The sequence below is a fragment of the Lutibacter maritimus genome, from assembly GCF_900116115.1.
GTDB classification, from domain to species: Bacteria; Bacteroidota; Bacteroidia; order Flavobacteriales; family Flavobacteriaceae; genus Lutibacter; species Lutibacter maritimus.
On record NZ_FOZP01000004.1, the window covers coordinates 332,012 to 358,088 of the forward strand.

The window sequence follows — 26,077 nt, forward strand, 5'->3', positions numbered from 1 at the left end:
AATAAAAAAATGAAATTTTACAAATCCCTACTTCTATTTGTTGCAATTACTTTTTCGGTTACTGGTTGTAAAACTATTAAATTAGAACCTGTAGAAATATTAACTTTTAAACAAAAGTTAGAACAACTTTTTCCAAACTCAGAAATAACTGCATTAAGTGAAACTGAACATTTTAAAAAAGCATATCAAATTGTTTTAGAACAACCTTTAGATCATAAAAAACCAGAAGCTGGTACTTTTAAACAATATGTTTATCTTTCTCATATTGATGAAACTAAACCAACAATTTTAGTAACAGAGGGCTATAATGCAATTCCAAAAACATATGAATTAACTGAAATTTTTAAAGGAAATCAGGTTCAGGTAGAATATCGTTTTTATGGAAAATCGCGTCCAGATTCTATTCCATGGCAATATTTAAAAAATAATCAAGCCATCGAAGATTATCATAAAATTGTAACAAAATTAAAACGTATATATACTGGAAAATGGATTGCTACAGGAATTAGTAAAGGAGGTGAAACAGTTTTAATTTACAAAAGTAAATATCCTTGGGATGTTGATGTTGCAGTTCCTTATGTGGCACCATTAATTAACTCTCAAGAAGATCCTAGAACACAAATACACATTAACACCATTGGCAGCAAGGAATGCAGAGAAAAAATAACCAACTTTCAACGGCTTCTATTAAAAAACCGAACAACAGTTTTAAGTGAAATATCTAATTATGCAAATGCAAAAAAAATGAATTTCACAGAACTTTCCACAGAAGAGGCTTTAGAATATGCTACATTAGAGTTTCCGTTTTCTTTTTGGCAATGGGGAGGTTTATGTGAAGAAATTCCAAACGAAACAGCCACTCCAAAAGAATTATTTAATTATTTAAATAAAATTGTTGGCATTAGCTTTTATAATGATATTACATATTATGATTTATTACCATCATACTACCAACATATGACAGAATTAGGTTATTACGGTTTTGACATTACTCCTGTAAAAGATTTATTACAAATTGTTCATAAACCAACTAACTTACGCTTTGCTCCAAAAAATGTAGATTTAACTTACAATCCAAATTACATAAAAGAAGTACAAGATTTTGTGGAAAATAAAGGAAAAAAAATATTATATATTTATGGAGAATACGACACTTGGGGCGCTTGTGCTCCAAACCCAAAACCACATGTTGATGCTTTAAAAATGATTTTAAAAGGTGGCTCACATAGTACAAGAATTAAAAATTTTTCAACTGAAGACCAACAAATAATATACAATAAATTACAAAACTGGTTAGGTTACAGTGTTACAATTTATCCTTTAGAAAACTAGCTAATTATTTTTTGCTGACTTTTATAAAATGCATCAGCTTGCATTTGTAAAATTTCTCGAGCTTTTTGTTTTTTATAATTATACAATGCTTCTTCTTTAGACAACTCATTGTAAATAACTTTATTTAATTCAGAGTCTGTATTTACTACATTTTTTCTCTGATTTTCTTTTTGAGTAACCCAAGTTTTTACAGCATTTTCAATATCCTGAATTTTATAATCGTACTCACCTTTTGGCGCTATTAATTTTGAAAAAATTGGAGAAGTTTCAATAGCTAAAAATAATAGAAATATAAAAAATGAAGGTAACCAAGGTAACTCATTTAAAGCATTTATTCTTGCCATTAAACCATCAAAACCATCTATTATTGGTTGTGATTTAACAACTTGGTTGTTTTGCTGTTTTACTAATGCTGCAATTTGAGTTTCTTTTTCATTAATTTTTATTTTATTGTCAATTTTTAATTGTTGTAACTCTAATAAAGTGGCATCATGTTTTTCCCTTTTTTCTTTATAAACAGGTCCTTTTCCTAATAATTTTGTTCCAGCTGTTCCTTCCGCTTCAGAAATATACGTATCATACAAAGCATTTGATTCGGTTTCTTTTGCGTCAATTTCTTGTTTTAATTGACTGATTTCATTTTGTAAAGCAGTAATTTCAGGAGAAAATTGATTTGCTATTTGATTTTTATTAGCGAGTGTTAATTCATTTTTTTGAGTTAGTAAAACCTGATTAATTTCCTTTTCAAATATTTTCATTTCTAAAGGTTTAGATATAACTATGGCAATAATAATTGCTAAAATTATACGTGGTGTAGCCTGCCAAATTTCTTTCCATTTATTATCTTGCTTTTTTATTGTTGAAACAATAAACCTATCTAAATTAAAAATTAACAGTCCCCAAATTAACCCAAAAAAAACAGCGGTATAATAATTATCAAAAACGGTATACAGCGCATAACTTGATGCAATAAAAGCCATAACAGCAGTAAAAAATACGGTACCTCCTATTCCTACAAATTTAATTTGTTCGGACTTTGAACTTGTTTTTAAAACATCGGTATCTGCACCAGAGCACATCCAAAAGAAATTTTTAAGCATAACATAGTAGTTTGTTATGCAAATAACGGAACTATTTAAAGTTTATTATATTAAAATATTCTTAATTTAACATAAAACTTACAGTACCATATTTTATTGCGTTAGGGATAAAAGTGAAAAGCCCGCAGCAATAGCGAGGACTTAAAACGTATAGCCCGACCGAAGGTAACGCCCAAATTATTGAAATTAAAAGAAGTTGTGATACCAAATTTTAAATGTATTTTTGCATTTCTAAAAAACAAATAATGAGTTTATCAAAAGAATTATTAGTACGCAGTGAAAATAAATGTGAATTATGTGGCGCTACTGAAAACTTAAATGCCTTTGAAGTTGCACCAACTACAGAAAACATTGTTGCTTGTGCTACCTGTATTGACCAGATTGAAAATGAAGAAAATGTAGATGCAAATCACTGGAGATGCTTAAATGACAGTATGTGGAGCCAAGTTCCTGCTGTTCAGGTAATGGCTTGGAGAATGTTAACACGTTTACGCTCTGAAGGTTGGCCTCAAGATTTATTGGACATGTTGTATTTAGATGATGAAACGTTAACTTGGGCAAAAGCAACGGGCGTTGGAGAAGACACATCGAATAAAGTTGTACACCGAGATAGTAATGGTGTAATTTTAGAAGCTGGAGATTCGGTTGTATTAATTAAAGATTTACCTGTAAAAGGTTCAAGCATGATTGCAAAAAGAGGAACTGCTGTTAGAAGAATTTCATTAGACCACGAAAATGAAGAATATATTGAAGGAAAAGTAGATGGACAACAAATTGTAATTATTACAAAATTTGTTAAGAAAATTGGATAATTTAATTTTTAAATATAAAAAAAGGCTCAAAATTAATTTTGAGCCTTTTTTTATACTTCTTGATATCTAAAACAGTCTTTTATATGATCATTTACCATACCTGTTGCTTGCATATGAGCATAAATTACCGTTGAACCAACAAACTTAAATCCTCTTTTTTTTAAATCTTTTGAAATAGTGTCAGACAAAACTGTTGTTGCTGGAACATCACTCATTGAATTCCAACTATTTTTAATCGGCACATTATTTACAAAACTCCATATATAAGTTGAAAATGATCCAAATTCATTTTGAATTTGCATAAATGCCTGAGCATTTGTTATGGTTGCTTTAATTTTTAACTTATTTCTTATAATCCCTGCATTCAGCAATAATTCATCAATTTTAGTTTGATTGTAATTTGAAATTAATTTGTAATCAAAATTATCAAGTGCTGCTCTAAAATTTTCTCTTTTTCGCAATATGGTAATCCAACTTAAACCTGCTTGGAATGTTTCTAAAATTAAAAATTCAAATAATTTAGCATCTTCATAAATTGGAACGCCCCATTCAGTATCATGATATTCTATATAAAGTGGATCTGTTCCACACCAATTACAACGCTTTTTTTCCATTATTTTATAATTTAATTGCCTACTAAAATACTTAAATTACAACAAATAATGGTATAGTTTTTGTATCTTTAAAAGTATAAAAACCAATTAATTATGAAAAACACACTTTATTTTATTGTATTTTCACTATTTGTAATTAGTTGTGGATCTTCAATAAAACCAGTTACAAATCAAACCTCAGATTTACCCGAAGGGGCTGTAAGAATAGCTAATGATAGTCTAGAATATGAAATTATTATTTTAGATATTGGCTTTGAAACATATTTAAATACAATTGCAAAACCTGCTAATTTTTATTCACAACAGTTTTATGAAACAAAAAATAAATATTACGTGACACAATGGAATATTAGAGCCAGCAATCCTTTAAAATATAATAGTTCAATTTACGAAAATATCATAAATTATGATTTTAATATAGATTATGGATTAGATGTAAATTACAAATTGTATAATTATTTCAAATTTGTAGAGTACAAATACAAACAACATTTTTAAACAAAAAGGTTAGCTGTAAAGCTAACTTTTTTTGTTTGCTAACTGCCCACAAGCAGCATCAATATCTTTACCTCTACTCCGTCTAACATTCACAATAATATCATTCATTTCAAGAATGCTAATATAATCGCTTATAGCTTGTTGATTTGCTTGTTGAAAATCTCCATCATCAATAGGATTATATTCTATTAAATTTACTTTACAAGGTATGTATTTACAAAATTTAACCAAAGCATTTATTGCTTCTTTACTATCGTTAATACCTTTCCAAACAACATATTCATAGGTTACCCTGCTTTCAGTTTTTGCGTACCAATATTCTAAAGATTCTTTTAAATCTTTTAATGGAAAAGCTTTACTAAATGGCATAATTTCAGAACGCACTTCATCAATTGCTGAATGTAACGAAACGGCCAAATTAAATTTCACCTCATCATCGGCTAATTTTTTAATCATTTTTGGCAATCCAGAAGTTGAAACGGTAATTCTTCTTGGTGAAATTCCCAAACCTTCAGGTGATGTAATTTTTTCAATGGCCTTTAATACATTATTATAATTCATTAAAGGTTCACCCATTCCCATAAAAACTATGTTGGATAATTTATGATTGTAGTACAATAAACTTTCCTGATTTATGGCTGCAACCTGATCAAAAATTTCATCAGGATTTAAATTTCGCATCTTTTTTAAACGAGCTGTAGCGCAAAAATTACAATCTAAACTACAACCAACCTGACTAGAAACACACGCTGTTGTTCTGGATTCTGTTGGAATTAAAACCGATTCTACAATTAATCCATCGTGCAATTTTACAGCGTTTTTTACAGTTCCATCAGAGCTGCGCTGCATATGATCTACTTTTATATGATTGATTACAAAATTATCTTCCAGCATTTTACGCGTTTCTAAAGAAATATTTGTCATATCTTCAAATGAATGCGCGCTTTTACTCCACAACCATTCATAAACTTGGTTTCCTCTAAAAGCCTTGTCGCCTTCGGAAACAAAAAATTCTCTAAGTTCTGTTTTTGTTAAAGCTCTTATGTCTTTTTTTTCACTCATAATTTAGATTCAAGTTTATAAAAAGATTCCCGCATTGGCGGGAATCAAACTTTAAAATATTTTGTTTTTTATTAGATGATTAACATCGCATCACCATACGAATAGAATTTGTATTTTTCTTTTACAGCTTCTTCATACGCTTTCATTAAAAAGTCGTAATCAGCAAATGCGGCAACCATCATCATTAATGTAGATTTTGGTGTATGAAAATTTGTAATCATACAGTTTGCAATACTAAAATCGTAAGGAGGGAAAATAAATTTATTTGTCCAACCATTAAATGAATTTAAACGATTATTTGATGACACAGAACTTTCAACAGCACGCATTACAGTTGTTCCAACAGCACAAACTCTTCTTTTTTTATCAATAGCATTATTAACAATTTCTGTAGTTTCTTCAGTAATTATTGCTTGTTCAGAATCCATTTTATGTTTTGATAAATCTTCTACTTCCACTGGACTAAAAGTTCCCAAACCAACGTGCAAAGTAACTTCGGCAAAATCTACTCCTTTAATTTCTAAACGTTTCATTAAATGTTTAGAAAAGTGCAAACCTGCAGTTGGTGCAGCTACAGCGCCTTCGTGTTTTGCATAAATTGTTTGGTAACGCTCTTCGTCTTCTGGCTCAACTGGTCTGTTAATATATTTTGGAAGTGGAGTTTCTCCTAATTCTTCTAATTTTTTTCTAAATTCTTCATAAGAACCATCGTATAAAAAACGTAAAGTTCTACCTCTTGATGTTGTATTATCAATAACTTCGGCTACTAAACTTTCATCATCTCCAAAAAATAATTTATTTCCAATTCTTATTTTTCTAGCCGGATCTACTAATACATCCCACAATCTGCTTTCTGCATTTAATTCTCTTAATAAAAAAACTTCAATTCTTGCACCTGTTTTTTCCTTTTCACCATACATTCTTGCTGGAAAAACCTTTGTATTGTTAACAATCATTAAATCTCCTTCATCAAAATAATCAATAATATCTTTAAATAATTTATGTTCAATAGTTTTTTCTTTTCTATTTAAAACCATCAAACGAGACTCATCTCTATGTTCTGCTGGACGTACAGCCAATAATTCTTCAGGTAAATCGAATTTAAAATGTGATAATTTCATGTATTATTTTTATTAATTGTGCGCAAATATACAACATCGGCATAGGCGTTGTCAAGTGTTTAGCAATAAAACTTTGTTTTTAAGGTTTTTATAGGGTTACTATTTCAAAATCTTCCCAAAATGATGGATAACTTTTTGAAACAACATCGGCATCTTCTATTACAATTGGAACCTTTAAAGCCAATGGTGCAAATGCCATTGCCATTCTATGATCGTGATAAGTAGCAATACTAATATTCTCTTTTATTGTTGCTGCTTTTTTTAAGTGTAATGTTTCGTTTGTTATTTCTACTTCACCGCCTAATTTTTCAATCTCGGTTTTTAATGCTACCAACCTATCTGTTTCTTTTATTTTTAACGTGTGCAAACCTGTTAAAAAACATTCAGTTCCTAAACCAAAGCAAGTAGCTGCAATAGTTTGGGCAATATCTGGTGCACTAATTAGGTTTAAATTTAAAAGATTAATGTTTGAAATTTCTTTATTTTTTAAGGTAATTGAGTTTTCTCCAAAAGTAGTTTCAACTCCAAAATGTTCATATATTTTTGCTAAAACAGCATCGCCTTGTATACTTGTTTGTTTATAGGATGTTAATGTAATTTCTGAATTTGGACTCAATGCACACAAACTATAATAATATGATGCAGAACTCCAATCCGATTCTACCACAATAGTTTTAGACGAAATTATTGGTTTGGGATGAATGGTAATTAGATTATTTTCCCAAGAATATGCAATACCAATTTCTTCTAATAATTGCAAGGTCATTTTAATATAAGGTACCGAAGTTACATCACCTTTAAATTTTAATTTCAATCCGTTTTGCAATGTTGGTGCAATTAATAATAATGCAGAAATATATTGACTACTTACATTTCCTTCAATTTCAACAAAACTTTTTGTTAGTTTCTTTCCCGTAATTTTTAATGGAGGAAATCCTTCATTTTCAACATATTTAATGTCTGCCCCTAATGAAATTAACGCATCAACCAAAATTTTTATTGGTCGTTCTTTCATTCTGTGCGAACCTGTTAAAATAATTTCTGAATTTTCTTTTACTGAAAAATAAGCAGTTAAAAATCGCATTGCTGTTCCGGCATGTCCAATATTTATTTCATTTGATGAACTTTCCAATGCATTTTTCATTAAAATAGAATCATCCGAATTTGATGCATTTTCAATTGTTAAATTTGGATAAAACTGTTGTAAAATCAACAATCTATTTGTTTCACTTTTAGATCCAGTAATTTGAACTTTTCCTGATACAATTTTTTCTATTTTATTGATCTTCAACGAATTCATATATGTAAAATTTGTCGCTTTAAATAAATTTATTTTTAATAGCTTTACTTTTCAGATTATTTCTCAATCAATTCAATCAAAATCATGAAAAAACATCTTTTTTTTATTTGCTGCTTCTTGTTTTTATCAGCGCACAAAGTTAACGCTCAAAAAATAGTAACCAAATTTAGTGAAGAATTTTACAAATCTATAGAATGGCGTAATATTGGTCCGTTTAGAGGTGGAAGAAGTGCTGCTGTAACTGGCGTAACAAACAAAGCTAATTTATACTATTTTGGTGCAACAGGTGGCGGCGTTTGGAAAACAACAGATGCAGGAAATACTTGGAGCAACATTTCTGATGGATTTTTTGGCGGATCAGTTGGTGCAATTGCTGTGAGCGAATCTGATACTAATGTAATTTATGTTGGCAATGGTGAAGTTACTGTTCGCGGAAATGTTTCTTCTGGTGATGGAATGTGGAAAAGCGTTGATGCAGGAAAAACTTGGCAACATATTGGTTTAGAAAAATCGCGTCATATTCCAAGAGTGCGTGTTCATCCAAAAAATTCAGACGTTGTTTTTGCAGCAGTTTTAGGAGATTTATACAAATCATCAGAAGAAAGAGGTGTGTACAAATCTATTGATGGTGGAAAAAACTGGAAAAAAGTATTATTCTCAAATGCTGATGCCGGCGCCGTAGATTTAATTTTTGATCCAACAAATCCACGTATTTTATATGCATCCACTTGGAATGTTAGAAGAACTCCTTATAGTTTATCTAGCGGAGGTGATGGTTCTGCAATTTGGAAAAGTACTGATGAAGGCGAAACTTGGGTTAACATTTCAAGCAATGAAGGATTACCAAAAGGTATTTGGGGCATCAGCGGTATTGCAGTTTCACCCGTAAATTCAGATATTATTTGGGCTTTAATTGAAAATAGCGATGGTGGTGTATACAAGTCTGTTGATGCTGGTAAAACCTGGAAATTGGTAAATAGCGACAGAGCTTTACGTCAACGCGCTTGGTATTATACACGCATTTATGCTGATACACAAGATGAAAATACGGTTTATGTGGTAAATGTTAGTTATCATCAATCTAAAGATGGTGGAACAACCTTTAAATCGTTTAACGCGCCTCATGGAGATCATCACGATTTATGGATTGCTCCGGAAGACAATCAACGCATGATTATTGCCGATGATGGTGGTGCACAAACAAGTTTTGATGCTGGTGAAAATTGGAGTACAATGATGAATCAACAAACAGCACAATTTTACCGAGTGGTAACTGATAATTATTTTCCGTACAGAATTTATGGCGCACAACAAGATAATTCAACTGTTCGAATTTCTCATAGAACAAATAGCGGAACCATTGGTGAAAGCGATTGGCAAAGCACCGCTGGTGGAGAAAGTGCGCATATTGCAATTGATCCGTTAAATAATGATGTTGTTTATGGCGGCAGTTATGGCGGTTTATTAACGAGAGTAAATCACAAAACCGATGAAAGCAGAGTTATTAATGTTTGGCCAGATGACCCAATGGGATACGGAGCAGAAGATATGAAATATCGTTTTCAATGGAATTACCCAATTTTCTTTTCACCACATAATAAAAAGAAATTATACACAGCCTCAAATCATTTACATGTAACTTATAACGAAGGACAATCTTTTGAAGTAATTAGTCCGGATTTAACAAGAAACGACCCAAAAACATTAGGAGTTTCGGGCGGACCAATAACAAAAGACAACAGTGGTGTAGAATATTACGGAACTATTTTTGCTGCCGTAGAGTCTCCTTTTGAAGAAAATTTGATTTGGACAGGATCTGACGATGGATTGGTTTACATTACAAAAGATGGTGGCAAAAACTGGGAAAATGTTACGCCTAAAAAAATGCCTGAATGGATGCTGATTAATTGTATTGAAGTAGATCCTTTTACTGCTGGTGGCGCTTATATTGTTGGAACACGCTACAAAATGGGTGATTATGCTCCATACATTTACAAAACCGAAGATTATGGAAAATCTTGGAAACTACTAATAAATGGTATTGCTGAAGAACATTTTACAAGAGTTTTAAGATGTGATCCAAATAGAAAAGGATTATTATATGCCGGCACTGAAAATGGCATGTACATTAGTTTTGACGATGGTGCCAATTGGAGCAATTTCCAACTAAATTTACCAATTGTTCCCATTACAGATTTAACTATAAAAAACAATAATTTAATTGCTGCAACACAAGGAAGATCTTTTTGGTTAATTGATGATTTAACTCCGCTGCATCAAATTAATAATGAAATTATTTCAAAAGAAGCTTTCCTATACAAACCAATGGATAGCTACAGAATGGGTGGAAGTAAAAGAACATCAAAAACTGCTGGGCAAAATCATCCTGGTGGTGTTATTGTTAATTATTATGTAAAAAATATTTCGGAAAAAGACACTATTTCATTGGCCTTTTTTGAAGCGGATGGGAAACATATTAAAACATTTTCAACAAATCCAGATGAAGATCAAAATGAAGAAAAATTAAAAGTTAAAAAAGGTTCAAACGTATTTAACTGGAATATGCAATATCCTGATGCTGAAAAAGTGAAAGGAATGATTTTATGGTGGGCTTCATTAAACGGTCCTAAAGCATTACCAGGGAATTACAAAGTACAACTATCAATAAACAATACAATTTCTTCTGAACAAATATTTACATTGTTAAAAGACCCAAGAAGTTCTGCTACTGATAAAGATTTACAAGAACAATTTAATTTTATTATTGAAATTCAGGAAAAATTGACTGAAATTCATAAAACTTTAAAAAATATTACAAAAGTTAAAAATCAAATTGAACAACTAAAAAAATCTATTTCAGATAAAGAAAAACACAAAGAAATTATAGCTTTGGCAAACAGTATTGTTAAAAATTTGACAACACATGAAAATGAATTGTATCAAACAAAAAGTAAGAGTAACCAAGATCCGTTAAACTTTCCAATTAAATTAAATAATAAATTAGCACATTTAAATTCGTTAAGTTCTATTGGAGATTTTAAACCAACAGACCAATCGGTTGAATTTAAAAATGAAATCACTAAATTAATAGATGTTGAATTGTCTAAAATTTATGAGATTTTTGAAAATGATGTAAAAACACTCAATAAAAAAGTAAAAGAAAGTGATATTGAGTTGATAAATTTAGATTAATAAAAGAAGTTGTTTTAAAATAATATTTTCGTTAACCCGAACTTGATTCAAATTCTCATAATGTTTAAAAATCAATGTAATGAGATTCTGAATCAAGTTCAAAATGACATTTTATTTTGTATTATTTTTTTATAAACTTATACCACCCAGCCATAAAAACTCCGTAAAAAGTTGACATAAAACCAATTCGTTTTACAAAATACTGCCATTTTCCATCTGAAAAAATATGTTCAACCATAATGGAAAAACTCATATTTTTTAAAACAGAAAAGCCCACTTCAAAAACTGTAACTAATACCAAAAAAACAATTGCAAACCTAATTGCTATTTTAAAAAATGATTGTGATTTATATTTATTCATTTATTTTAATTTCTCATTATTTTGATGACGATCGTGATCGCGTTTTGTTTTGATATCCATTTTTTTATCAAAAGCGGCTTGTAAATCTATTCCTGTTTGGTTTGCCAAACATAAAACTACAAAAACTACATCCGCTAATTCTTCACCTAAATCTTTATTTTTATCGCTTTCTTTTTCACTTTGTTCACCGTAACGTCTGGCAATAATACGAGCAACTTCACCAACTTCTTCGGTTAATTGTGCCATATTTGTTAGTTCGTTAAAATACCGAACTCCATGTTCTTTTATCCATGTATCAACAACTAATTGTCCATTTTTTAAATCCATTTTTCTAACTTTTAAAGTTCAAATATACTGAACTAATCATACTTTATCCTTTTAAATATTTCAAAAAGTCTACTCTTGAAATTTCACGAGCGCCCAAACTTTCTAAATGTGTATTATACACTTGGCAATCTAATAATTTATAATTTTCTTTTTCTAATTTTTGAACCAAATATATAAATGCCAGTTTAGAGGTATTACTTATTTTACTAAACATACTTTCTCCACAAAAAATATGACCTAAATCTATTCCATATAAACCACCAACTAACTCATTTTCAAGCCAAACTTCAACAGATTTTGCAACGCCTAATTTATGTAATTCCAAATAGGCTTGTTCCATTTTACTGGTTATCCAAGTTCCGCCTTGCCCTTCTCTATAAATATTTTTACAATTTGAAATTACTTCCGCAAAATTTTGATTGAACGTAATTTTAAATTCATCTTTTTTGAGAATTTGGCGCATACTTTTTGAAATTTTTAATTCGTTTGGAAACAACACCATTCTTTCTTTTGGGCTGTACCAAATAATTGGTTCACCCTCATTATACCAAGGAAAAATTCCACTTTTATATGCTAATAGTAATCTTTCAACCGATAAATCTCCACCAATTGCTAAAATACCATTTTCATCAGCTAAATGAACTGGAGGAAAAATTATCTCTTTTGGGAGTAAATACACTTTTAACTTTTTTACAAATATAATGAAACAAAAAAAGAGAAAAACAGCTGTTTTTCTCTTTTTAAAATATTGTAATTACCTAAAATTAAAAAGGTAAATCGTCTGGTTCACTATCATCAATATTAGAAGTAGTTTCAAAACTTTCTATTGGTGCCGGAGGAGCTCCTGCACTACCTTCAGGTTGAGCAGCTTCAACTCTCCATCCTTGAATAGAATTAAAATAAACAGCTTCACCTTGTGGGTTTATCCATTCTCTACCTCTTAAATTAATAGAAATTTTTACATCTTGTCCAACTTGGTAATTATTTAATAAATCGCATTTATCTTGCACAAACTCTACTAATAGCATTTGTGGATATTGCTCATTTGTAGTAACAACCATTTCTCTTTTTCTAAAACCACTTGCTCCAAAAGTTTTAGTTTCATCAATTTTTTTAATTTTTCCTGTAATTTCCATTTTTCTAATTATTTCATTAAAAGCGCTTTCCAAGCGCTAACAACATCATTTTTTTCTAAAAGTGATTTCACAAATGTATGTTTTTTTAAAGAATCAATCCCAATAAATTGCGCATGTTCTTTTGCAAACTTATTAACATCTTCTTTTAAAGGTATTGCTTCTACATTTCCCAACAAACCTAAATCATTTCCTGTTAAAACTTTACTATTTCTATATTCTAAAGGAATTGCATCAACACCAACTCCTAATGTAGATAATGGTTTAGGGATTTCAAAAAAACCTTCTTTTGCTCTTGAATAGTAATTACCTCCAGCCCTAGCAACCAAATCTAATTTATGTTGATTAATAACACCTTTTTCATCTAAATATTTTTCATTAATATGAATTTTAACAACTTCACAAATAACCAAATTTCCAGCACCACCTTCAGTGCCAAGTTCAATTATGTTGTTTACCTTACATTCTAGTTGAATTGGAGATTCACCAACTCTAAAAGGTTTCACTTTTTCTGATGAAACCATAGAAAATCCCGCTTTTTCAAATTCATTTACGCCTTTGGCATATTCAGTACTTGAAAGCGACATTTGTTGCACCATTTCAAAATTTACTGTATTAATTACTACTTCTTTAGTGGCTTTTACATTTTGTAAAGTATGTTTAATAGTATTATTACGCACTCTTCTTGCTGGTGAAAATATTAAAATTGGAGGTTGTGTACTAAACATATTAAAAAAACTAAAAGGCGATAAATTCGGGTTTCCGTTTTCATCAATAGTGCTTGCAAAAGCTATTGGCCTGGGCGCAACTGCACATTGCAAATACGTTTGTAATTTTTCAACAGAAATATCTGAAGGATTGATACTTAACATAATCTTGTTTTTAAACAAAAGTAATTATTTCAACTTTAAAATAATATCAATTTAAATTTTAAGTTATTACTACATATATTTTATATTTGACTAATGGCTTCACAAAAGAACATACAACTTATTAGATGGGCTGTAATTATAGTATCATTTATAATTGTTGCTGCTATTTTATGGAATACATATGCTTTTTTTCAAAAATTTAAAAATGAAGAACGTGCCAAAATGGAAATATTGGCTGGTGCATATGAACGCTCTAGTAGTGCAGATTTAAATGCAGATTTTTCTTTAGAAGATAAAATTATTGGTAAAAACCATAACATACCAATGATTATTACCAATGAAAAAGATAGTATTACAGCTTGGGCAAATTTAGATTCTATAAAAACACTAAAAAATCATTATCTGCTTAACCAGCTAGAAATTATGAAAAATCAAAATCTTCCAATTTTGGTGAGCCATAAACGAAGTAATGTAAAACAATTTATTTATTACAGAGATTCTGATTTACTAACAAAACTAAAATATTACCCCGTTGCATTAATCCTTATATTATTTTTATTTGCAAGTGTTATTTATTTATTTTTTAAATCTAATAAAGTTGCTGAACAAAATAAATTATGGACTGGAATGGCAAAAGAAACAGCACATCAAATAGGAACTCCTTTGTCATCATTAATGGGTTGGGTTGAAATTTTAAGATTAGAAAATACTGATGAAAATACAGTTGCTGAAATAGAAAAAGACGTTGAAAGATTAAACACAATAGCCGAAAGATTTTCTAAAATTGGTTCTAATCCAATACTTAAAAAGAATAACATTGTTGCAACCACAAAAAACTCATTTCTGTATTTACAATCTAGAAGTTCAAAACAAGTAGAATTTAAATTTCAATCTATAAAAGAAACTATTTCAGTACGCTTAAATATTCAATTGTACAGTTGGGTAATTGAAAATTTAGTAAAAAATGCCATTGATGCTATGGAAGGAAAAGGGAAAATTTCACTTTCAATAACAGAAAATGACAAAGATGTTTTAGTATTAATTACTGATAATGGTAAAGGAATACCAAAAAGTTTACAACAAAAAATATTTACACCAGGTTTTACAACCAAAAAACGTGGTTGGGGTTTAGGTTTATCTTTAGCCAAACGTATTATAGAAGATTACCATAATGGTAAAATAAACGTTCAAAAATCAGAAATTGGAAAAGGAACTACTTTTATAATTTCTTTAAAAAAATAGTTTATAAATTAGATGAAATTGCTTTAGCAATAGCAACAAATTCATCGGATTCTAATTTAACTTTTTTATTAAACTGAATATCTTCCATAGCTTGTAAAGGAATTAAATGCACGTGTACATGTGGCACTTCTAAACCAATTACAGCCATTCCAACTCTTTTACAAGGCACTGCTTTTTCAATTGCAATTGCAATTTTACGAGCGTAACTCATTAACGCATTGTACAAATCTTCCTCTAAGTCAAATAGCTTATTCACTTCTTTTTTTGGAACAACTAAAGTATGTCCTTTTGCATTTGGATTTATATCTAAAAAAACAAAAAAATCGTCATTTTCTGTTATTTTATAAGAAGGAATTTCTCCATTGATGATTTTGGTAAATATTGAGCTCATTTGTTATTTTTTATCAAAAATAGAAAACCCTTTTCAATCCGCAAACTGAAAAGGGTTTCATTAAATGCTTTTTTATTAAATTATCTTGAAATATCTAAAATTTCAAAAGTCATTATTCCATTTGGTACTTGAATTTCAGCAACATCTCCAACTTTTTTACCTAATAACCCTTTTCCAATTGGTGAATTAACTGACAACTTACCTTCTTTTATATTTGTTTCAGAATCTGCAACTAAAGTGTATTTAAACTCCATGTTATTGGCAGTATTCTTAATTTTAACTATTGAATGAATTAGTATTTTTGATGTATCTAATAATTTTTCATCTATAATTCTAGCATTAGAAACAACTTCTTTTAGCTTCGCAATTTTAAGTTCTAAAAGTGATTGTTCTTCTTTTGCAGCATGGTATTCAGCATTTTCACTCAAATCTCCTTTATCTCTTGCTTCAGCAATATCATTACTAACTCTTGGACGCTCAACATGTTCTAAAAAATCCAATTCTTCTTTTAGTTTTTTTAATCCTTCTTCTGTGTAATACGAAATTTTACTCATAAATAATTAATTTTTAAAGACAAAAAAATCTCAAAACTGTCACCCAGCATGAGATTTAACACAAATGTACAAAATATTTGTAAATTGCAATCGTTTACCATTAAACTTGATATTACAACTATGCAAAAGCTATTTTTATTGTTAATTTTAGTTACTTTTTTTTCGTGTGAAAAAAACAATACGGATGATTTTCTACCAACCACTAGTGTAGATGTAACTCTTAATTTAAATTTGCCACAATATCAAGACCTTTTAATACCAACGGGCTGGGTTTATATTGAAAAAGGAGCTAATAAAGGACTTCAAGGAATATTAATACAAAATACTGGTTTAACACCAAAGTATAAAGCCTTTGAAAGAGCTTGTCCTAATAACGATTGTAATTCTCCAATGACGTTTGACGGTAGCTTAAAAATGAAATGTAGTTGTGATCAAAGTGAGTACAGCATTATTGATGGAGCGCCTCAAACTTCTGGAAATTCACATTTTGCCAGAGAATACAGAGTATTAGTTTTAAATAGTTCAACCATAAATATTACCAATTATTAAGTTACTATTTAAAAACAGATTACTATTTTTGTCCGAAACCTTTAAAAAGTGAAAAACTATTTCTCATCAAATTTTAAATTAGGCGTTTTAGGCGGTGGTCAATTAGGTAAAATGCTATTGACCGAAACACAAAAATTCGATATTTATACCAGTATTTTAGATGCAGCAAAAGATGCGCCTTGCGCACAAATTTGTAATGAATTTCATGTTGGAAATTTATTAGATTTTAATACTGTTTACAATTTTGGAAAAAAAGTAGATTTATTAACCATTGAAATTGAACACGTTAATATTGAAGCTTTATTAAAATTAGAACAAGAAGGTTTAGAAATTTATCCGCAACCAAACGTTTTACAAATAATACAGCATAAAGGAAAACAAAAAGATTTTTTTGTTTCTCATAATATTCCAACATCGCCACATAAAAGATTTAACAATTTACAAGCCTTAAAAAAGGAAACTTTAAAATATCCATTTGTATGGAAATCGGCGCAATTTGGCTATGATGGAACTGGTGTAAAAATTGTTAAAACAAAAAATGATTTAGAAGTTTTAACTGATACTGAGTGTATCATTGAAGAATTAATTCCTTTTAAAAATGAATTGGCTGTAATTGTTGCTAGAAATAAAAACGGAGAAATAAAAACCTATCCAGTTGTTGAAATGGAATTTCATCCGGAAGCAAATCAGGTAGAATATGTAATTTGTCCTGCAAGAATTTCTGATGACGTTGCTTTAAAAGCAAGAAACATTGCATTAAAAGTAGCAGAATCTTTTCAGCATATTGGGCTGTTAGCTGTTGAAATGTTTCAAACAGCAGATGACCAAATTTTAGTGAATGAAGTAGCGCCAAGAACCCACAATAGCGGACATTATAGTATTGAAGCTTCATACACAAGCCAGTTTGAACAACATTTAAGAAGTATTTTAAACTTACCTTTAGGAAATACTGACAGTAAAGTTGCTGGAATTATGGTAAATTTGGTTGGTGAAGAAGGTTTTTCGGGTGATGTTGTGTATGAAAATATGGAAGAAATTTTAAAAATGGATGGTGTTACGCCACACATTTATGGAAAAAAGCAAACCAGACCTTTCAGAAAAATGGGCCATGTTACTGTAGTTAACAACAATTTAGCTGAAGCCAGAAAAATTGCCGAAATAGTAAAAAATACCATAAGAGTAATCAGTAAATAATTAAAGTATGAGCAAAGTAGGAATAATCATGGGAAGCGCTTCAGATCTTCCAATAATGCAACAAGCCATTGATATTTTAAAAAGTTTTGAAATTAAAACTGAAGTTGATATTGTTTCTGCACACAGAACGCCAGAAAAATTATTTGATTACGCCAAAAACGCTCACACAAGAGGGATTTCAGTGATAATTGCCGGAGCTGGTGGCGCCGCACATTTACCAGGAATGGTAGCATCTATGAGTCCGCTTCCTGTAATTGGTGTTCCTGTAAAATCTAGAAATTCTATTGATGGTTGGGATTCAGTTTTATCAATTCTTCAAATGCCTGGCGGAGTTCCAGTTGCAACCGTTGCACTTGATGGTGCATTAAATGCTGGTATTTTGGCTGCTCAAATAATAGGTAGTTCAAACCCATCCATTTTAGCTAAAATTGTGGAGTACAAAGAAAATTTAAAATCTAAAGTTTATAAATCTTCAGAAGAACTTAAAAAATAAGTTATAAAGGAATATTTTTACTAACAGTTACATTTTGCCCTTTTTTATTTACATACTTAAATTTAGGCATTATCGTATTTATTGGTAATTTGTTATTTTTATTCATGTTATTTTTTTTAAACTTCAAACTGTTGTCTTTTTCTTCTAAAATTAAAGTTTCCATTTTACTGTAATTTTGTATTTTATTAACGATGGTTGTATTAATAAATTATTTGAACAGAACTATTTTTTTAAATTTATTTATTTATCACTTTTAATATTATGACACTTAAGCACTATTTTAGTCACTACATAATAATATATTTGCATTAAAATAATTTATTTAAAAAATAATATGAGTAATCCTCTTTTAAAAAAATTTACAACATATAACGAAACGGCACCGTTTTCACAAATAAAAACCAAGCATTTTAAACCTGCTTTTATTGAAGGTATCAAAAATGCAAAAGCTGAAATTGATGCAATTACCAATAATACAAATGTTCCTACTTTTGAAAACACAATTGAAGCTTTAGAATTTAGCGGACAACAATTAAATAGAATTTCAAGTATATTTTTCAACTTAAATTCAGCTGAAACTACGGATGATATTCAACAAATAGCACAAGAAATATCTCCATTATTAACAGAATTTTCAAATGATATTACTTTAAATGAAGTTTTATTTAAAAGAGTTAAGTTAGTTTATCAAATTAAAGATGATTTAAATTTAACTCCAGAACAAGACATGCTTTTAACAAATAAATATAAAAGTTTTGTTAGAAATGGCGCAAATTTAAATGAAGATCAAAAAACAGAGCTTAGAAAAATAGATACAGAACTTTCTAAATTAAAATTAAAATTTGGTGAAAATGTTTTAGCTGAAACACACGATTTTGAATTACACTTAACTAACAAATCACAATTAAGTGGTTTGCCAGAAGGCACAATTGAAGCTGCAGAATTAACCGCCAAACAAAAAGAAAAAGATGGTTGGGTGTTTACCTTAGATTATCCTAGCTATGTTCCATTTATGACCTATGCCGATGATAGAAACTTAAGAAAACAACTAGCAATTGCTTTTGGTGCAAAAGCTTTTAGAAACAATAAAAATGATAATCAACAAATTGTATTAGATATAGCGAACTTAAGATACAAAAGAGCAAATTTATTAGGCTATAAATCGCACGCACATTTTGTTTTAGAAGAACGCATGGCTGAAACTCCTGAAAATGTTATCTCTTTTTTAAATGATTTATTGGTAAAAGCTAAACCTGCTGCTATTGAAGAATTTAATAAAATTGAAACATTAGCAAAAAAAGATAGCATCAATCATTTAGAAAAATGGGACAGTGCTTATTATTCTGAAAAATTAAAGAAAGAATTATTTGACTTAGAAGAAGAAAAATTAAAACCTTACTTTAAATTAGAAAATGTTATTGAAGGTGTTTTTCAAATTTCAAAAAAATTATATGATTTACAATTTGAAGAAATAACCACTATTGAAAAATATCACGAAGAAGTAAAAACCTATAAAGTAACCGATACTTCTGGAAATTACGTTTCTATTTTATATGCAGATTTTTTTCCAAGAAAAGGAAAAAGAAATGGCGCTTGGATGACTTCTTTTAAAAATCAATGGAAAAAAGATAACGAAAACTCAAGGCCACACATTTCAATTGTTTGTAATTTCACAAAACCCACAAAAACAAAACCATCACTGCTAACTTTTAATGAAGTTACCACACTTTTTCATGAGTTTGGACACGCATTACACGGAATGTTAGCCAACACAACATACCCAAGTTTATCGGGCACTAGTGTATTTTGGGATTTTGTAGAGTTACCAAGTCAGATTTTTGAAAACTGGTGTTACCAAAAAGATGCACTTAATTTATTTGCCAAACATTACGAAACCAATGAATTGATTCCTATGGAATTAATTGATAAAATTAAAAAATCTTCTAACTTTTTAGAAGGAATGCAAACTTTACGACAACTAAGTTTTGGTATTTTAGATATGGATTGGCATAGTAAAAACCCTTCAGAAATTAAAAACGTAAAAACATTTGAAACTGCATCTTTTAAAAACACACAATTATTTTCTGATGTTAAAGAAAATTGTATGAGTACTTCTTTCTCACATATTTTTCAAGGCGGATATTCTTCTGGATATTATTCTTACAAATGGGCTGAAGTTTTAGACGCTGATGCATTTTCTTTATTTTTAGAAAAAGGAATTTTTGATAAAGAAACTGCTTTAAAATTTAAAGCTAATATTTTAGAAAAAGGAGGTACTGTAAAACCAATGGACTTATACACTAAATTTAGAGGACAAAAACCTACAAACGAAGCTTTATTAAAACGTGCAGGTTTATTAAAATAACAATAAAAACTCCACAAAAAAAGGGCAAAATTATTAAAGAATTTTGCCCTTTTTTAGTTTTATATATCATTTACAAATTGTTTTAAACAATAAAAACAACTTTCTAAAAATTGAAAATATAACAAACTGAAAATCTGACGAATGTCATATTTTTAAAACAAACGGTTCGTTTTTATAAATAAATGGTAATTTTTTTAGTTTTTTATTTTTTTTATTGTTTTTTATATGTACATTAGCAGTGTTAAAATTTCATTAACCCCAACAATTTGTTTGACATTTTGATAAGATTATTAATAATCTGTTTGATTTCCCTAAACGGAAAACTAAAATCACCAAGTTTAAATAAAAAAACTTGGTGATTTTAAATTAAAAAAAGTAAAATTAAAAATTAACATAAAAAATAATTCGCTTTAAATACGAATTTTAATAAATATATCAACCCCAAAAAACCCCAAAAAATGAAATCAATAACCCCAAAATTATTATCGATACTTCTTTTTACTGTTTTTTTATTTTCTTGCTCTCAAGAAGATGATGGTATATACTTTAACGAATCAAGTGAAACTATAAATACTACTGTAACATATTCTGAAATTGAAACAGAAATATTAACCTTAGTAAATGAATACAGAGAAAGTAAAGGTTTATCAAGTTTAATTACTTTAAATATCATTTCAGGAGTTGCAGATGGCCACACAAACTATATGATAACTACAGGTCAAGTAAATCATGATAACTTCAATTTAAGAGCCCAAAACTTAATTGATAATGCCGCTGCAAAAAGCGTTTCGGAAAATGTGGCTTATGGCTATAGCACAGCTCAAGGTGTGGTAAATGGATGGTTAAATAGTGATGAGCACAGAAAAGCAATTGAAGACCCAAAAAATACTCATTTTGGTATTTCAACAGAATCTAATAGTGCTGGAAGAAATTATTTCACACAAATATTTATTCAAAAATAATAAACTGAAAATCCTTCTAAGTAATAAAATATTAAAGAGTAAAATAAAATAGTAGTTTAATTTAAATCCCAAATTATGAACTCAACCCCTCAAATTTTAGAAAAAAAGAACCTTCATTTAAAAGTTGTAAAAAACTCTTTAAAAAGAAATATTGAAACAAATAGAATATACATTAATACATTATTTCCAAATTTTAGCTATAGAAATCATTTAGGTGAAACTGTTTCTAATCCTGAGAAATGCGTAATGCTTTAAGATACAAGTTAGTTAGAATTTTAGTTAAGTTAATTATAAGTAAATTACTTGAGTAAATCGTCCCCACACGGTAGGTCAAGTTTTTAATTTTAAGCAAATTTTTATATCGCCATTTAAAAATAATTTGAGTATTTGCTTAAATTTATAGTACACATCAAATCTTTGGTAATTGTTTAAAACAAAAAAATCAATAATTTACTTTATTGATTTTTTTGTTTTAAAAAGAAGCAGCCGTAAATTACTTGAGAAAATTGTCGTCCCCACAACGGTAGTATGTCAAGTTTTATATTTTACGACTGCTATTTTTTTTATTTCATTTTAACTATAATAAATTCTGTTCTTCTATTTAATTGGTGTTCAGCTTCAGTACATTTTACACCATTTGAACATTTATTAACTAACTGAGTTTCACCAAAACCTTCATATTTTGTTATTCTTGCTGGATCTATTCCTCTAGAGATAATATATTCATAGGTTGATTTTGCTCTTCTATTTGATAGATCTATATTGTATTGATCATCAGCTCTACTATCAGTATGAGATTCCATTCTAATAACCATTCCTGGATATTTATTCATTAAACTAACAACCTTGTCTAATTCTAACGCAGCATCAGGTCTAATATTTGATTTATCTAAATCAAAATAAATAATATCTAAATCTGCTAATATGGCTACATCTTCAATTGGCGCTAAATTAAGATCTAAATTTACTATAAGTTCTTTCTCTTTTTCTAACCCAAATGAATTAAATGCATTTTGTATTGAGTTATATTTTTCTTTAGAGCCCTTTAATACAAATTCTTTGTCTCTTTCAATTAAATGTTCATAATAACCATCTTTACCTGTAATAAAATAAGCAAGTTCTTCACCATTATTTCTGGCAAGTACAACTTTTGCTCCTTCAATTGGCTCATTATTTACAGCGTCTCTAATTTGACCTTTTAAAGTTAAAGGTGGTATTCTAGTGAATGCATAAATATCATCTCCACCAACTCCTCCTTTTCTGTTTGAAGAAATATATCCTGAAAACCCTTCTTTAGATAAAAAGTAACCAAAATCATCGTATTTACTATTTATAGGTTCTCCTAAATTTATAACATTTACTATTTCATCATTTTCATTTTTAACAGTTGCAAAAACATCTAATAAACCTAAACCAACATGACCGTTAGAAGAAAAATATAAACTATTTTCCTCTTCGTAAATAAACGGGAAGGATTCATTACCTTCAGTATTTACAATTGGACCTAAGTTTTTTGGAGTAGCTAATGAACCATCTTCATTTACATCACTAACATAAATATCAGTTCCGCCAAATCCACCTGGCATATCAGACGCAAAATATAACTTTTTACCATCACTGCTAATTGTAGGGTGATACACAATATAATTAGGGCTGTTTAAGTTGGAAGGTTTTATATTTACCCATTTTCCATCAACATAATCTGCAGTATAAATTCCTAAGTGCATAACACCTTTTTGATCTTCAATTTTTTTATCGTTATAATAATTATTTCTTGAAAAATACATTTTGGTTCCATCAGCATTAAATACAGCAGGGCCATCGTGTTGAATTGAATTTACATCTCCTTCTATTTTAGTAGTTGCTTCTACAGAAACATTATTTAAAGGCACTTGAAAAATATCAATAAACGGTTGTGCGTCCCAGCCATACAACCTTTTAATAGAAACACCTTCATCTCTTGATGATGCAAATACTATATTATCATTTAATTCTACAGCCCCAAAATCATTATATTTTGTGTTTAAATTTAATGTTTTAATGGTGTTTTTTTCTGAGACATTAAATATTGCACTTGCTAAATCATCATTTTTAAAGAATTCTTTTACTCTTAAATCGTCTTGATTTCCAGCTTCTTTAAATTTTTTCATCCATTTCTTCGATTCATCATATTTTCCATTTGCTCTTAATGTTTGAGCGTAAAATAAGAAATATTCAGAAGGAACGTTTTTTTGTTGAACTACTTTTGCATAAATCTCTAATGCCTTTTCTGGTTGACGTAACATAATGTATGCATCTCCCAACTTTCGCATGGCATAGTTTTTATTAAAGCTAGTATCTATTAGCTTTTCATATGTTTTAATTGCCTTTACAAACGAAAAGTTATTAAATTGTCGTTCGGCTCTTTTTTGTTTAACTGTTTGACCAAAAGAGGAAGCACACATTAAAACAAGAGCAATAAGTATTAATTTACTATTTTTCATAATCTTCATCATTATTTGGTTAGAAATATCTAGGAGATTTTAATTTGTTTTTCATAAATCTGAATTCATACATCAACAATATTTCGTGTGAACCAGATGTATATGGTCTAATTTCTCCAGTTGGAATTTCATAAGTGTATCCAACTCTAAATTGATCGGTAACTTGAAAATCAACTAAAGCACCTATATCTCTTTGATCTCCGTTAAATCTATACGAGCCTCCAAGCCAAAATTTTTCATTAAATAAAAAGTTTGCAGATAAATCGGTTGAAATTGGAGCTCCCTCAGTATATTTAAATAAAAAGGATGGTTTTAATTTTATATTATCACTTAAATCAAATACATACCCTCCAATCCCATAAAAATGAACAGTCTCCAATGCTGCATATTCAGTTTTATTATTTAAATCATGATTAATCATTTTTGGAACAGATAACCCAAAATACCATTTATCTGAGTGTAAAAGAATACCTACTCCAAAATTGGAATTCCATCTATTTAATCTTTCATCAAAGTAAGGATCTTGGCCTGCTTCTGCTGAGTTATACAATTCTTCTGCTAATTTATAATAGGTCATCCCTCCTTTTATTCCAAAACTCAACTTTGTTGCATCATCCACATCAATAGTATAAGAAAAATCTGCATACACATATGTAAAGTTTTCAAATCCAGTTTTATCATTTATTAAAGATAAACCTAAACCTACTTTTTCATTTCTAAGTGGTGAATGAATTGACAATGTTTGGGTTTGAGGACCTCCATCAAAACCAGCCCATTGATTTCTGTTCAATGCAACAATGCTTAACGCTTGTCTACTTCCTGCATAAGCTGGATTTACTGCTATTGTATTATACATATACTGTGTAAACTGAGGTAATTGTTGTGCATTCGAATATTCAAATCCAATAACAAACATTACTATAATAATAATTAATCGCTTCATAGTTTTTGTTTTTAGTGAGTCCCTAAATATATATATCCCGTAATTGGTTTGTATCCACTACCAATTATTTTAACTATATAATAATAAGTTCCTGTTGGTAATTTATTATTTGTATTAAAGGTTAATCCTGAATTATCGTGATATCCTTTCCAATTGTTTTGATAATTGGTAGATTGATATACTATTTTTCCCCATCTATTAAATATTTGAACTTCGGCAGTAAATCCACAAGATGCAACATCTGAAATTGTAAATGCATCATTTACACCATCATCATTTGCTGTTACAACTTTAGATATTTCAATTGTTCCTTCTGTAGAACAAGGTAATACTATACAGTCGTCATTTACATTTACATATACTGTAATCTTTCTACCACAATCTCCTGGCTCAGTATAGGTAAATTCATAATCTCCCAGGTTAACAATGCTAGGATCGAATAATTCACCTACTAAACCACCGCTATTATTATCATCCTTCCAATTTCCGCCTTCAACATAACTCTCAACCAACAAATCTTTTAAACTAAATGGAACCTCAGATATACACAATGATATAGACTTACCGTCTAGGTCTTGAGTTCCATAGTTTGAAACAACATTTATAGCAGCTATACTTGTTGAACAACCATTATTGCTATCCCTAACCGTAACTGAATAAACTCCCGGTTGCGTAACAGTTATTGAAGATGTAGTTGCCCCAGTATTCCATAGGTAACTTGCTGTTCCTTGAACAATTGAATTACTTGCATCTAGTATAATTGATGTTCTTGAACAAGTTAACTCTTGATTACCGCTAATATTTACTATTGGTTTTACAATATCTTGAGTAACTTTAAAAGTTGCCGTATCAGAACATCCATTAGTTCCAACTGAAACTACTAAGTAATAATCACCTGGCGCGGTCACCTGAATTTGAGGAGTTGTTGCTCCTGTACTCCATAAGTAGGTTGCATTACCTGTAAATACTGATGAACTTCCATCTAAAACTACACTGGTTGTTATACAACTTAAATTACCACTGCTTTTTATTTCAGCTTGAACTACTGATTTATTTTCTTTAACTACTATTGAAGTTGTTGCTGAACATCCATTATCACTGTCTGTTACTGTAACCGTATAATCACCAGGCGCTATAACGTCAATACTTGCTGTTGTTGCTCCTGTATTCCATAGGT

General features: G+C 29.5%; 27 protein-coding genes. 11 read left to right on the top strand and 16 right to left on the bottom strand.

All coding sequences use genetic code 11. From position 1 onward, the window contains the following. The first annotated feature begins 9 nt into the window (after positions 1 to 9). Entirely contained in the window at positions 10 to 1,332 is a 1,323-nt protein-coding gene (locus BM335_RS08685) for a S28 family serine protease (RefSeq protein ID WP_090225513.1), read from the top strand. Here BM335_RS08685 and BM335_RS08690 read toward each other — a convergent pair. Continuing rightward, entirely contained in the window at positions 1,329 to 2,432 is a 1,104-nt protein-coding gene (locus BM335_RS08690; protein ID WP_090225515.1) for a DUF4407 domain-containing protein, read from the bottom strand. The genes BM335_RS08685 and BM335_RS08690 overlap by 4 nt on opposite strands. Before the next feature lie 245 nt (positions 2,433 to 2,677). On the opposite strand from BM335_RS08690, the gene BM335_RS08695 reads away from it, so the two are divergent. Continuing rightward, entirely contained in the window at positions 2,678 to 3,244 is a 567-nt protein-coding gene (locus tag BM335_RS08695) for a PhnA domain-containing protein (protein ID WP_090225518.1), read from the top strand. 50 nt (positions 3,245 to 3,294) lie between these two features. On the opposite strand, the gene BM335_RS08700 is transcribed toward BM335_RS08695, so the two are convergent. Beyond that, entirely contained in the window at positions 3,295 to 3,858 is a 564-nt protein-coding gene (locus BM335_RS08700) for a DNA-3-methyladenine glycosylase I (protein ID WP_090225521.1), read from the bottom strand. A gap of 93 nt (positions 3,859 to 3,951) precedes the next feature. Here BM335_RS08700 and BM335_RS08705 point away from each other — a divergent pair, with 93 nt between their 5' ends. Next, positions 3,952 to 4,356 (top strand): DUF6146 family protein, encoded by a 405-nt coding sequence (locus BM335_RS08705; protein WP_090225527.1) that lies wholly within the window; start codon positions 3,952 to 3,954, stop codon positions 4,354 to 4,356. Positions 4,357 to 4,377: 21 nt separating this feature from the next. Here BM335_RS08705 and rlmN read toward each other — a convergent pair whose 3' ends face one another. From rlmN to BM335_RS08720, 3 genes are all read right to left on the bottom strand, one after another. Next, complete coding sequence (gene rlmN / locus BM335_RS08710; protein WP_090225530.1) at positions 4,378 to 5,421, bottom strand: dual-specificity RNA methyltransferase RlmN; 1,044 nt, start codon at positions 5,419 to 5,421, stop codon at positions 4,378 to 4,380. A 68-nt stretch (positions 5,422 to 5,489) separates the two neighbouring features. After that, positions 5,490 to 6,539 carry a tRNA preQ1(34) S-adenosylmethionine ribosyltransferase-isomerase QueA gene (gene queA, locus BM335_RS08715; protein ID WP_090225531.1) on the bottom strand — a complete coding sequence of 350 codons (1,050 nt, stop codon included), beginning with the start codon at positions 6,537 to 6,539 and terminating at the stop codon, positions 5,490 to 5,492. Positions 6,540 to 6,627: 88 nt separating this feature from the next. After that, complete coding sequence (locus tag BM335_RS08720) at positions 6,628 to 7,839, bottom strand: 3-phosphoshikimate 1-carboxyvinyltransferase (RefSeq protein WP_090225533.1); 1,212 nt, start codon at positions 7,837 to 7,839, stop codon at positions 6,628 to 6,630. Between the two features lie 84 nt (positions 7,840 to 7,923). On the opposite strand from BM335_RS08720, the gene BM335_RS08725 reads away from it, so the two are divergent. Continuing rightward, positions 7,924 to 11,031 carry a VPS10 domain-containing protein gene (locus BM335_RS08725; RefSeq protein ID WP_090225536.1) on the top strand — a complete coding sequence of 1,036 codons (3,108 nt, stop codon included), beginning with the start codon at positions 7,924 to 7,926 and terminating at the stop codon, positions 11,029 to 11,031. Between the two features lie 121 nt (positions 11,032 to 11,152). On the opposite strand, the gene BM335_RS08730 is transcribed toward BM335_RS08725, so the two are convergent. The 5 genes from BM335_RS08730 to BM335_RS08750 all read right to left on the bottom strand — a co-directional run bounded on the left by BM335_RS08730 (position 11,153) and on the right by BM335_RS08750 (position 13,724). Next, the gene (locus tag BM335_RS08730; protein WP_090225538.1) at positions 11,153 to 11,392 is read right to left on the bottom strand and encodes a hypothetical protein; all 240 of its coding nucleotides are present in this window, start codon (positions 11,390 to 11,392) and stop codon (positions 11,153 to 11,155) included. Then, positions 11,393 to 11,719 carry a nucleotide pyrophosphohydrolase gene (locus BM335_RS08735; protein WP_090225540.1) on the bottom strand — a complete coding sequence of 109 codons (327 nt, stop codon included), beginning with the start codon at positions 11,717 to 11,719 and terminating at the stop codon, positions 11,393 to 11,395. It abuts the gene before it with no gap. Between the two features lie 43 nt (positions 11,720 to 11,762). Then, a complete protein-coding gene (gene aat, locus BM335_RS08740; RefSeq protein WP_090225543.1) occupies positions 11,763 to 12,398 on the bottom strand; it encodes a leucyl/phenylalanyl-tRNA--protein transferase in 636 nt (211 codons plus the stop codon). Positions 12,399 to 12,483: 85 nt separating this feature from the next. Beyond that, positions 12,484 to 12,855 (bottom strand): DUF3127 domain-containing protein, encoded by a 372-nt coding sequence (locus BM335_RS08745; RefSeq protein WP_090225618.1) that lies wholly within the window; start codon positions 12,853 to 12,855, stop codon positions 12,484 to 12,486. Between the two features lie 8 nt (positions 12,856 to 12,863). Next, positions 12,864 to 13,724, bottom strand: a complete 861-nt coding sequence (locus BM335_RS08750) for a flavin reductase family protein (RefSeq protein ID WP_090225546.1) — start codon at positions 13,722 to 13,724, stop codon at positions 12,864 to 12,866. Positions 13,725 to 13,817: 93 nt separating this feature from the next. Between BM335_RS08750 and BM335_RS08755 the strand changes: the two genes are divergently transcribed. Next, positions 13,818 to 14,966, top strand: coding sequence for a sensor histidine kinase (locus tag BM335_RS08755; protein WP_090225549.1), 1,149 nt, complete (start codon positions 13,818 to 13,820; stop codon positions 14,964 to 14,966). A gap of 1 nt (position 14,967) precedes the next feature. Here BM335_RS08755 and BM335_RS08760 read toward each other — a convergent pair whose 3' ends face one another. Continuing rightward, positions 14,968 to 15,357: an HIT family protein gene (locus BM335_RS08760; RefSeq protein WP_090225551.1), complete on the bottom strand. Its 390-nt coding sequence runs from the start codon at positions 15,355 to 15,357 to the stop codon at positions 14,968 to 14,970. A gap of 80 nt (positions 15,358 to 15,437) precedes the next feature. After that, complete coding sequence (gene greA, locus BM335_RS08765; protein WP_090225554.1) at positions 15,438 to 15,911, bottom strand: transcription elongation factor GreA; 474 nt, start codon at positions 15,909 to 15,911, stop codon at positions 15,438 to 15,440. Between the two features lie 48 nt (positions 15,912 to 15,959). Between greA and BM335_RS08770 the strand changes: the two genes are divergently transcribed. The 3 genes from BM335_RS08770 to purE are packed head-to-tail and all read left to right on the top strand — an operon-like array spanning position 15,960 to position 18,147. After that, on the top strand, positions 15,960 to 16,460 hold the full coding sequence (locus BM335_RS08770) for a hypothetical protein (protein WP_090225556.1): 501 nt from the start codon (positions 15,960 to 15,962) through the stop codon (positions 16,458 to 16,460). A 48-nt stretch (positions 16,461 to 16,508) separates the two neighbouring features. Then, positions 16,509 to 17,654 carry a 5-(carboxyamino)imidazole ribonucleotide synthase gene (locus BM335_RS08775; protein ID WP_090225559.1) on the top strand — a complete coding sequence of 382 codons (1,146 nt, stop codon included), beginning with the start codon at positions 16,509 to 16,511 and terminating at the stop codon, positions 17,652 to 17,654. Positions 17,655 to 17,661: 7 nt separating this feature from the next. Then, positions 17,662 to 18,147, top strand: a complete 486-nt coding sequence (gene purE / locus BM335_RS08780) for a 5-(carboxyamino)imidazole ribonucleotide mutase (protein WP_090225561.1) — start codon at positions 17,662 to 17,664, stop codon at positions 18,145 to 18,147. A gap of 1 nt (position 18,148) precedes the next feature. On the opposite strand, the gene BM335_RS15735 is transcribed toward purE, so the two are convergent. Next, positions 18,149 to 18,310: a hypothetical protein gene (locus tag BM335_RS15735; protein WP_177219185.1), complete on the bottom strand. Its 162-nt coding sequence runs from the start codon at positions 18,308 to 18,310 to the stop codon at positions 18,149 to 18,151. A gap of 171 nt (positions 18,311 to 18,481) precedes the next feature. Between BM335_RS15735 and BM335_RS08785 the strand changes: the two genes are divergently transcribed. From BM335_RS08785 to BM335_RS08795, 3 genes are all read left to right on the top strand, one after another. Beyond that, the gene (locus BM335_RS08785; protein ID WP_090225563.1) at positions 18,482 to 20,512 is read left to right on the top strand and encodes a M3 family metallopeptidase; all 2,031 of its coding nucleotides are present in this window, start codon (positions 18,482 to 18,484) and stop codon (positions 20,510 to 20,512) included. Between the two features lie 458 nt (positions 20,513 to 20,970). Beyond that, entirely contained in the window at positions 20,971 to 21,474 is a 504-nt protein-coding gene (locus BM335_RS08790; RefSeq protein WP_090225567.1) for a CAP domain-containing protein, read from the top strand. Between the two features lie 75 nt (positions 21,475 to 21,549). Further along, entirely contained in the window at positions 21,550 to 21,729 is a 180-nt protein-coding gene (locus tag BM335_RS08795; RefSeq protein WP_090225570.1) for a hypothetical protein, read from the top strand. 308 nt (positions 21,730 to 22,037) lie between these two features. On the opposite strand, the gene BM335_RS08800 is transcribed toward BM335_RS08795, so the two are convergent. The 3 genes from BM335_RS08800 to BM335_RS08810 all read right to left on the bottom strand — a co-directional run. After that, a complete protein-coding gene (locus BM335_RS08800) occupies positions 22,038 to 23,957 on the bottom strand; it encodes an OmpA family protein (RefSeq protein WP_245780647.1) in 1,920 nt (639 codons plus the stop codon). A 19-nt stretch (positions 23,958 to 23,976) separates the two neighbouring features. Beyond that, entirely contained in the window at positions 23,977 to 24,900 is a 924-nt protein-coding gene (locus tag BM335_RS08805) for a PorP/SprF family type IX secretion system membrane protein (protein WP_090225572.1), read from the bottom strand. Between the two features lie 11 nt (positions 24,901 to 24,911). Continuing rightward, positions 24,912 to 26,077: T9SS type B sorting domain-containing protein (locus tag BM335_RS08810; RefSeq protein WP_143102404.1), on the bottom strand; the 1,166-nt coding region annotated here is incomplete at its 5' end.

Bases quoted from the DNA above. Each gene is read 5' to 3' on its own strand.
- BM335_RS08685 (WP_090225513.1), top strand. From the start codon at position 10: ATGAAATTTTACAAATCCCTACTTCTATTTGTTGCAATTACTTTTTCG.
- BM335_RS08690 (WP_090225515.1), bottom strand. From the start codon at position 2,432: ATGCTTAAAAATTTCTTTTGGATGTGCTCTGGTGCAGATACCGATGTT.
- BM335_RS08695 (WP_090225518.1), top strand. From the start codon at position 2,678: ATGAGTTTATCAAAAGAATTATTAGTACGCAGTGAAAATAAATGTGAA.
- BM335_RS08700 (WP_090225521.1), bottom strand. From the start codon at position 3,858: ATGGAAAAAAAGCGTTGTAATTGGTGTGGAACAGATCCACTTTATATA.
- BM335_RS08705 (WP_090225527.1), top strand. From the start codon at position 3,952: ATGAAAAACACACTTTATTTTATTGTATTTTCACTATTTGTAATTAGT.
- queA (WP_090225531.1), bottom strand. From the start codon at position 6,539: ATGAAATTATCACATTTTAAATTCGATTTACCTGAAGAATTATTGGCT.
- BM335_RS08720 (WP_090225533.1), bottom strand. From the start codon at position 7,839: ATGAATTCGTTGAAGATCAATAAAATAGAAAAAATTGTATCAGGAAAA.
- BM335_RS08725 (WP_090225536.1), top strand. From the start codon at position 7,924: ATGAAAAAACATCTTTTTTTTATTTGCTGCTTCTTGTTTTTATCAGCG.
- BM335_RS08730 (WP_090225538.1), bottom strand. From the start codon at position 11,392: ATGAATAAATATAAATCACAATCATTTTTTAAAATAGCAATTAGGTTT.
- BM335_RS08735 (WP_090225540.1), bottom strand. From the start codon at position 11,719: ATGGATTTAAAAAATGGACAATTAGTTGTTGATACATGGATAAAAGAA.
- BM335_RS08745 (WP_090225618.1), bottom strand. From the start codon at position 12,855: ATGGAAATTACAGGAAAAATTAAAAAAATTGATGAAACTAAAACTTTT.
- BM335_RS08750 (WP_090225546.1), bottom strand. From the start codon at position 13,724: ATGTTAAGTATCAATCCTTCAGATATTTCTGTTGAAAAATTACAAACG.
- BM335_RS08755 (WP_090225549.1), top strand. From the start codon at position 13,818: ATGGCTTCACAAAAGAACATACAACTTATTAGATGGGCTGTAATTATA.
- BM335_RS08760 (WP_090225551.1), bottom strand. From the start codon at position 15,357: ATGAGCTCAATATTTACCAAAATCATCAATGGAGAAATTCCTTCTTAT.
- greA (WP_090225554.1), bottom strand. From the start codon at position 15,911: ATGAGTAAAATTTCGTATTACACAGAAGAAGGATTAAAAAAACTAAAA.
- BM335_RS08770 (WP_090225556.1), top strand. From the start codon at position 15,960: ATGAGATTTAACACAAATGTACAAAATATTTGTAAATTGCAATCGTTT.
- purE (WP_090225561.1), top strand. From the start codon at position 17,662: ATGAGCAAAGTAGGAATAATCATGGGAAGCGCTTCAGATCTTCCAATA.
- BM335_RS15735 (WP_177219185.1), bottom strand. From the start codon at position 18,310: ATGGAAACTTTAATTTTAGAAGAAAAAGACAACAGTTTGAAGTTTAAA.
- BM335_RS08785 (WP_090225563.1), top strand. From the start codon at position 18,482: ATGAGTAATCCTCTTTTAAAAAAATTTACAACATATAACGAAACGGCA.
- BM335_RS08790 (WP_090225567.1), top strand. From the start codon at position 20,971: ATGAAATCAATAACCCCAAAATTATTATCGATACTTCTTTTTACTGTT.
- BM335_RS08795 (WP_090225570.1), top strand. From the start codon at position 21,550: ATGAACTCAACCCCTCAAATTTTAGAAAAAAAGAACCTTCATTTAAAA.
- BM335_RS08800 (WP_245780647.1), bottom strand. From the start codon at position 23,957: ATGAAAAATAGTAAATTAATACTTATTGCTCTTGTTTTAATGTGTGCT.
- BM335_RS08805 (WP_090225572.1), bottom strand. From the start codon at position 24,900: ATGAAGCGATTAATTATTATTATAGTAATGTTTGTTATTGGATTTGAA.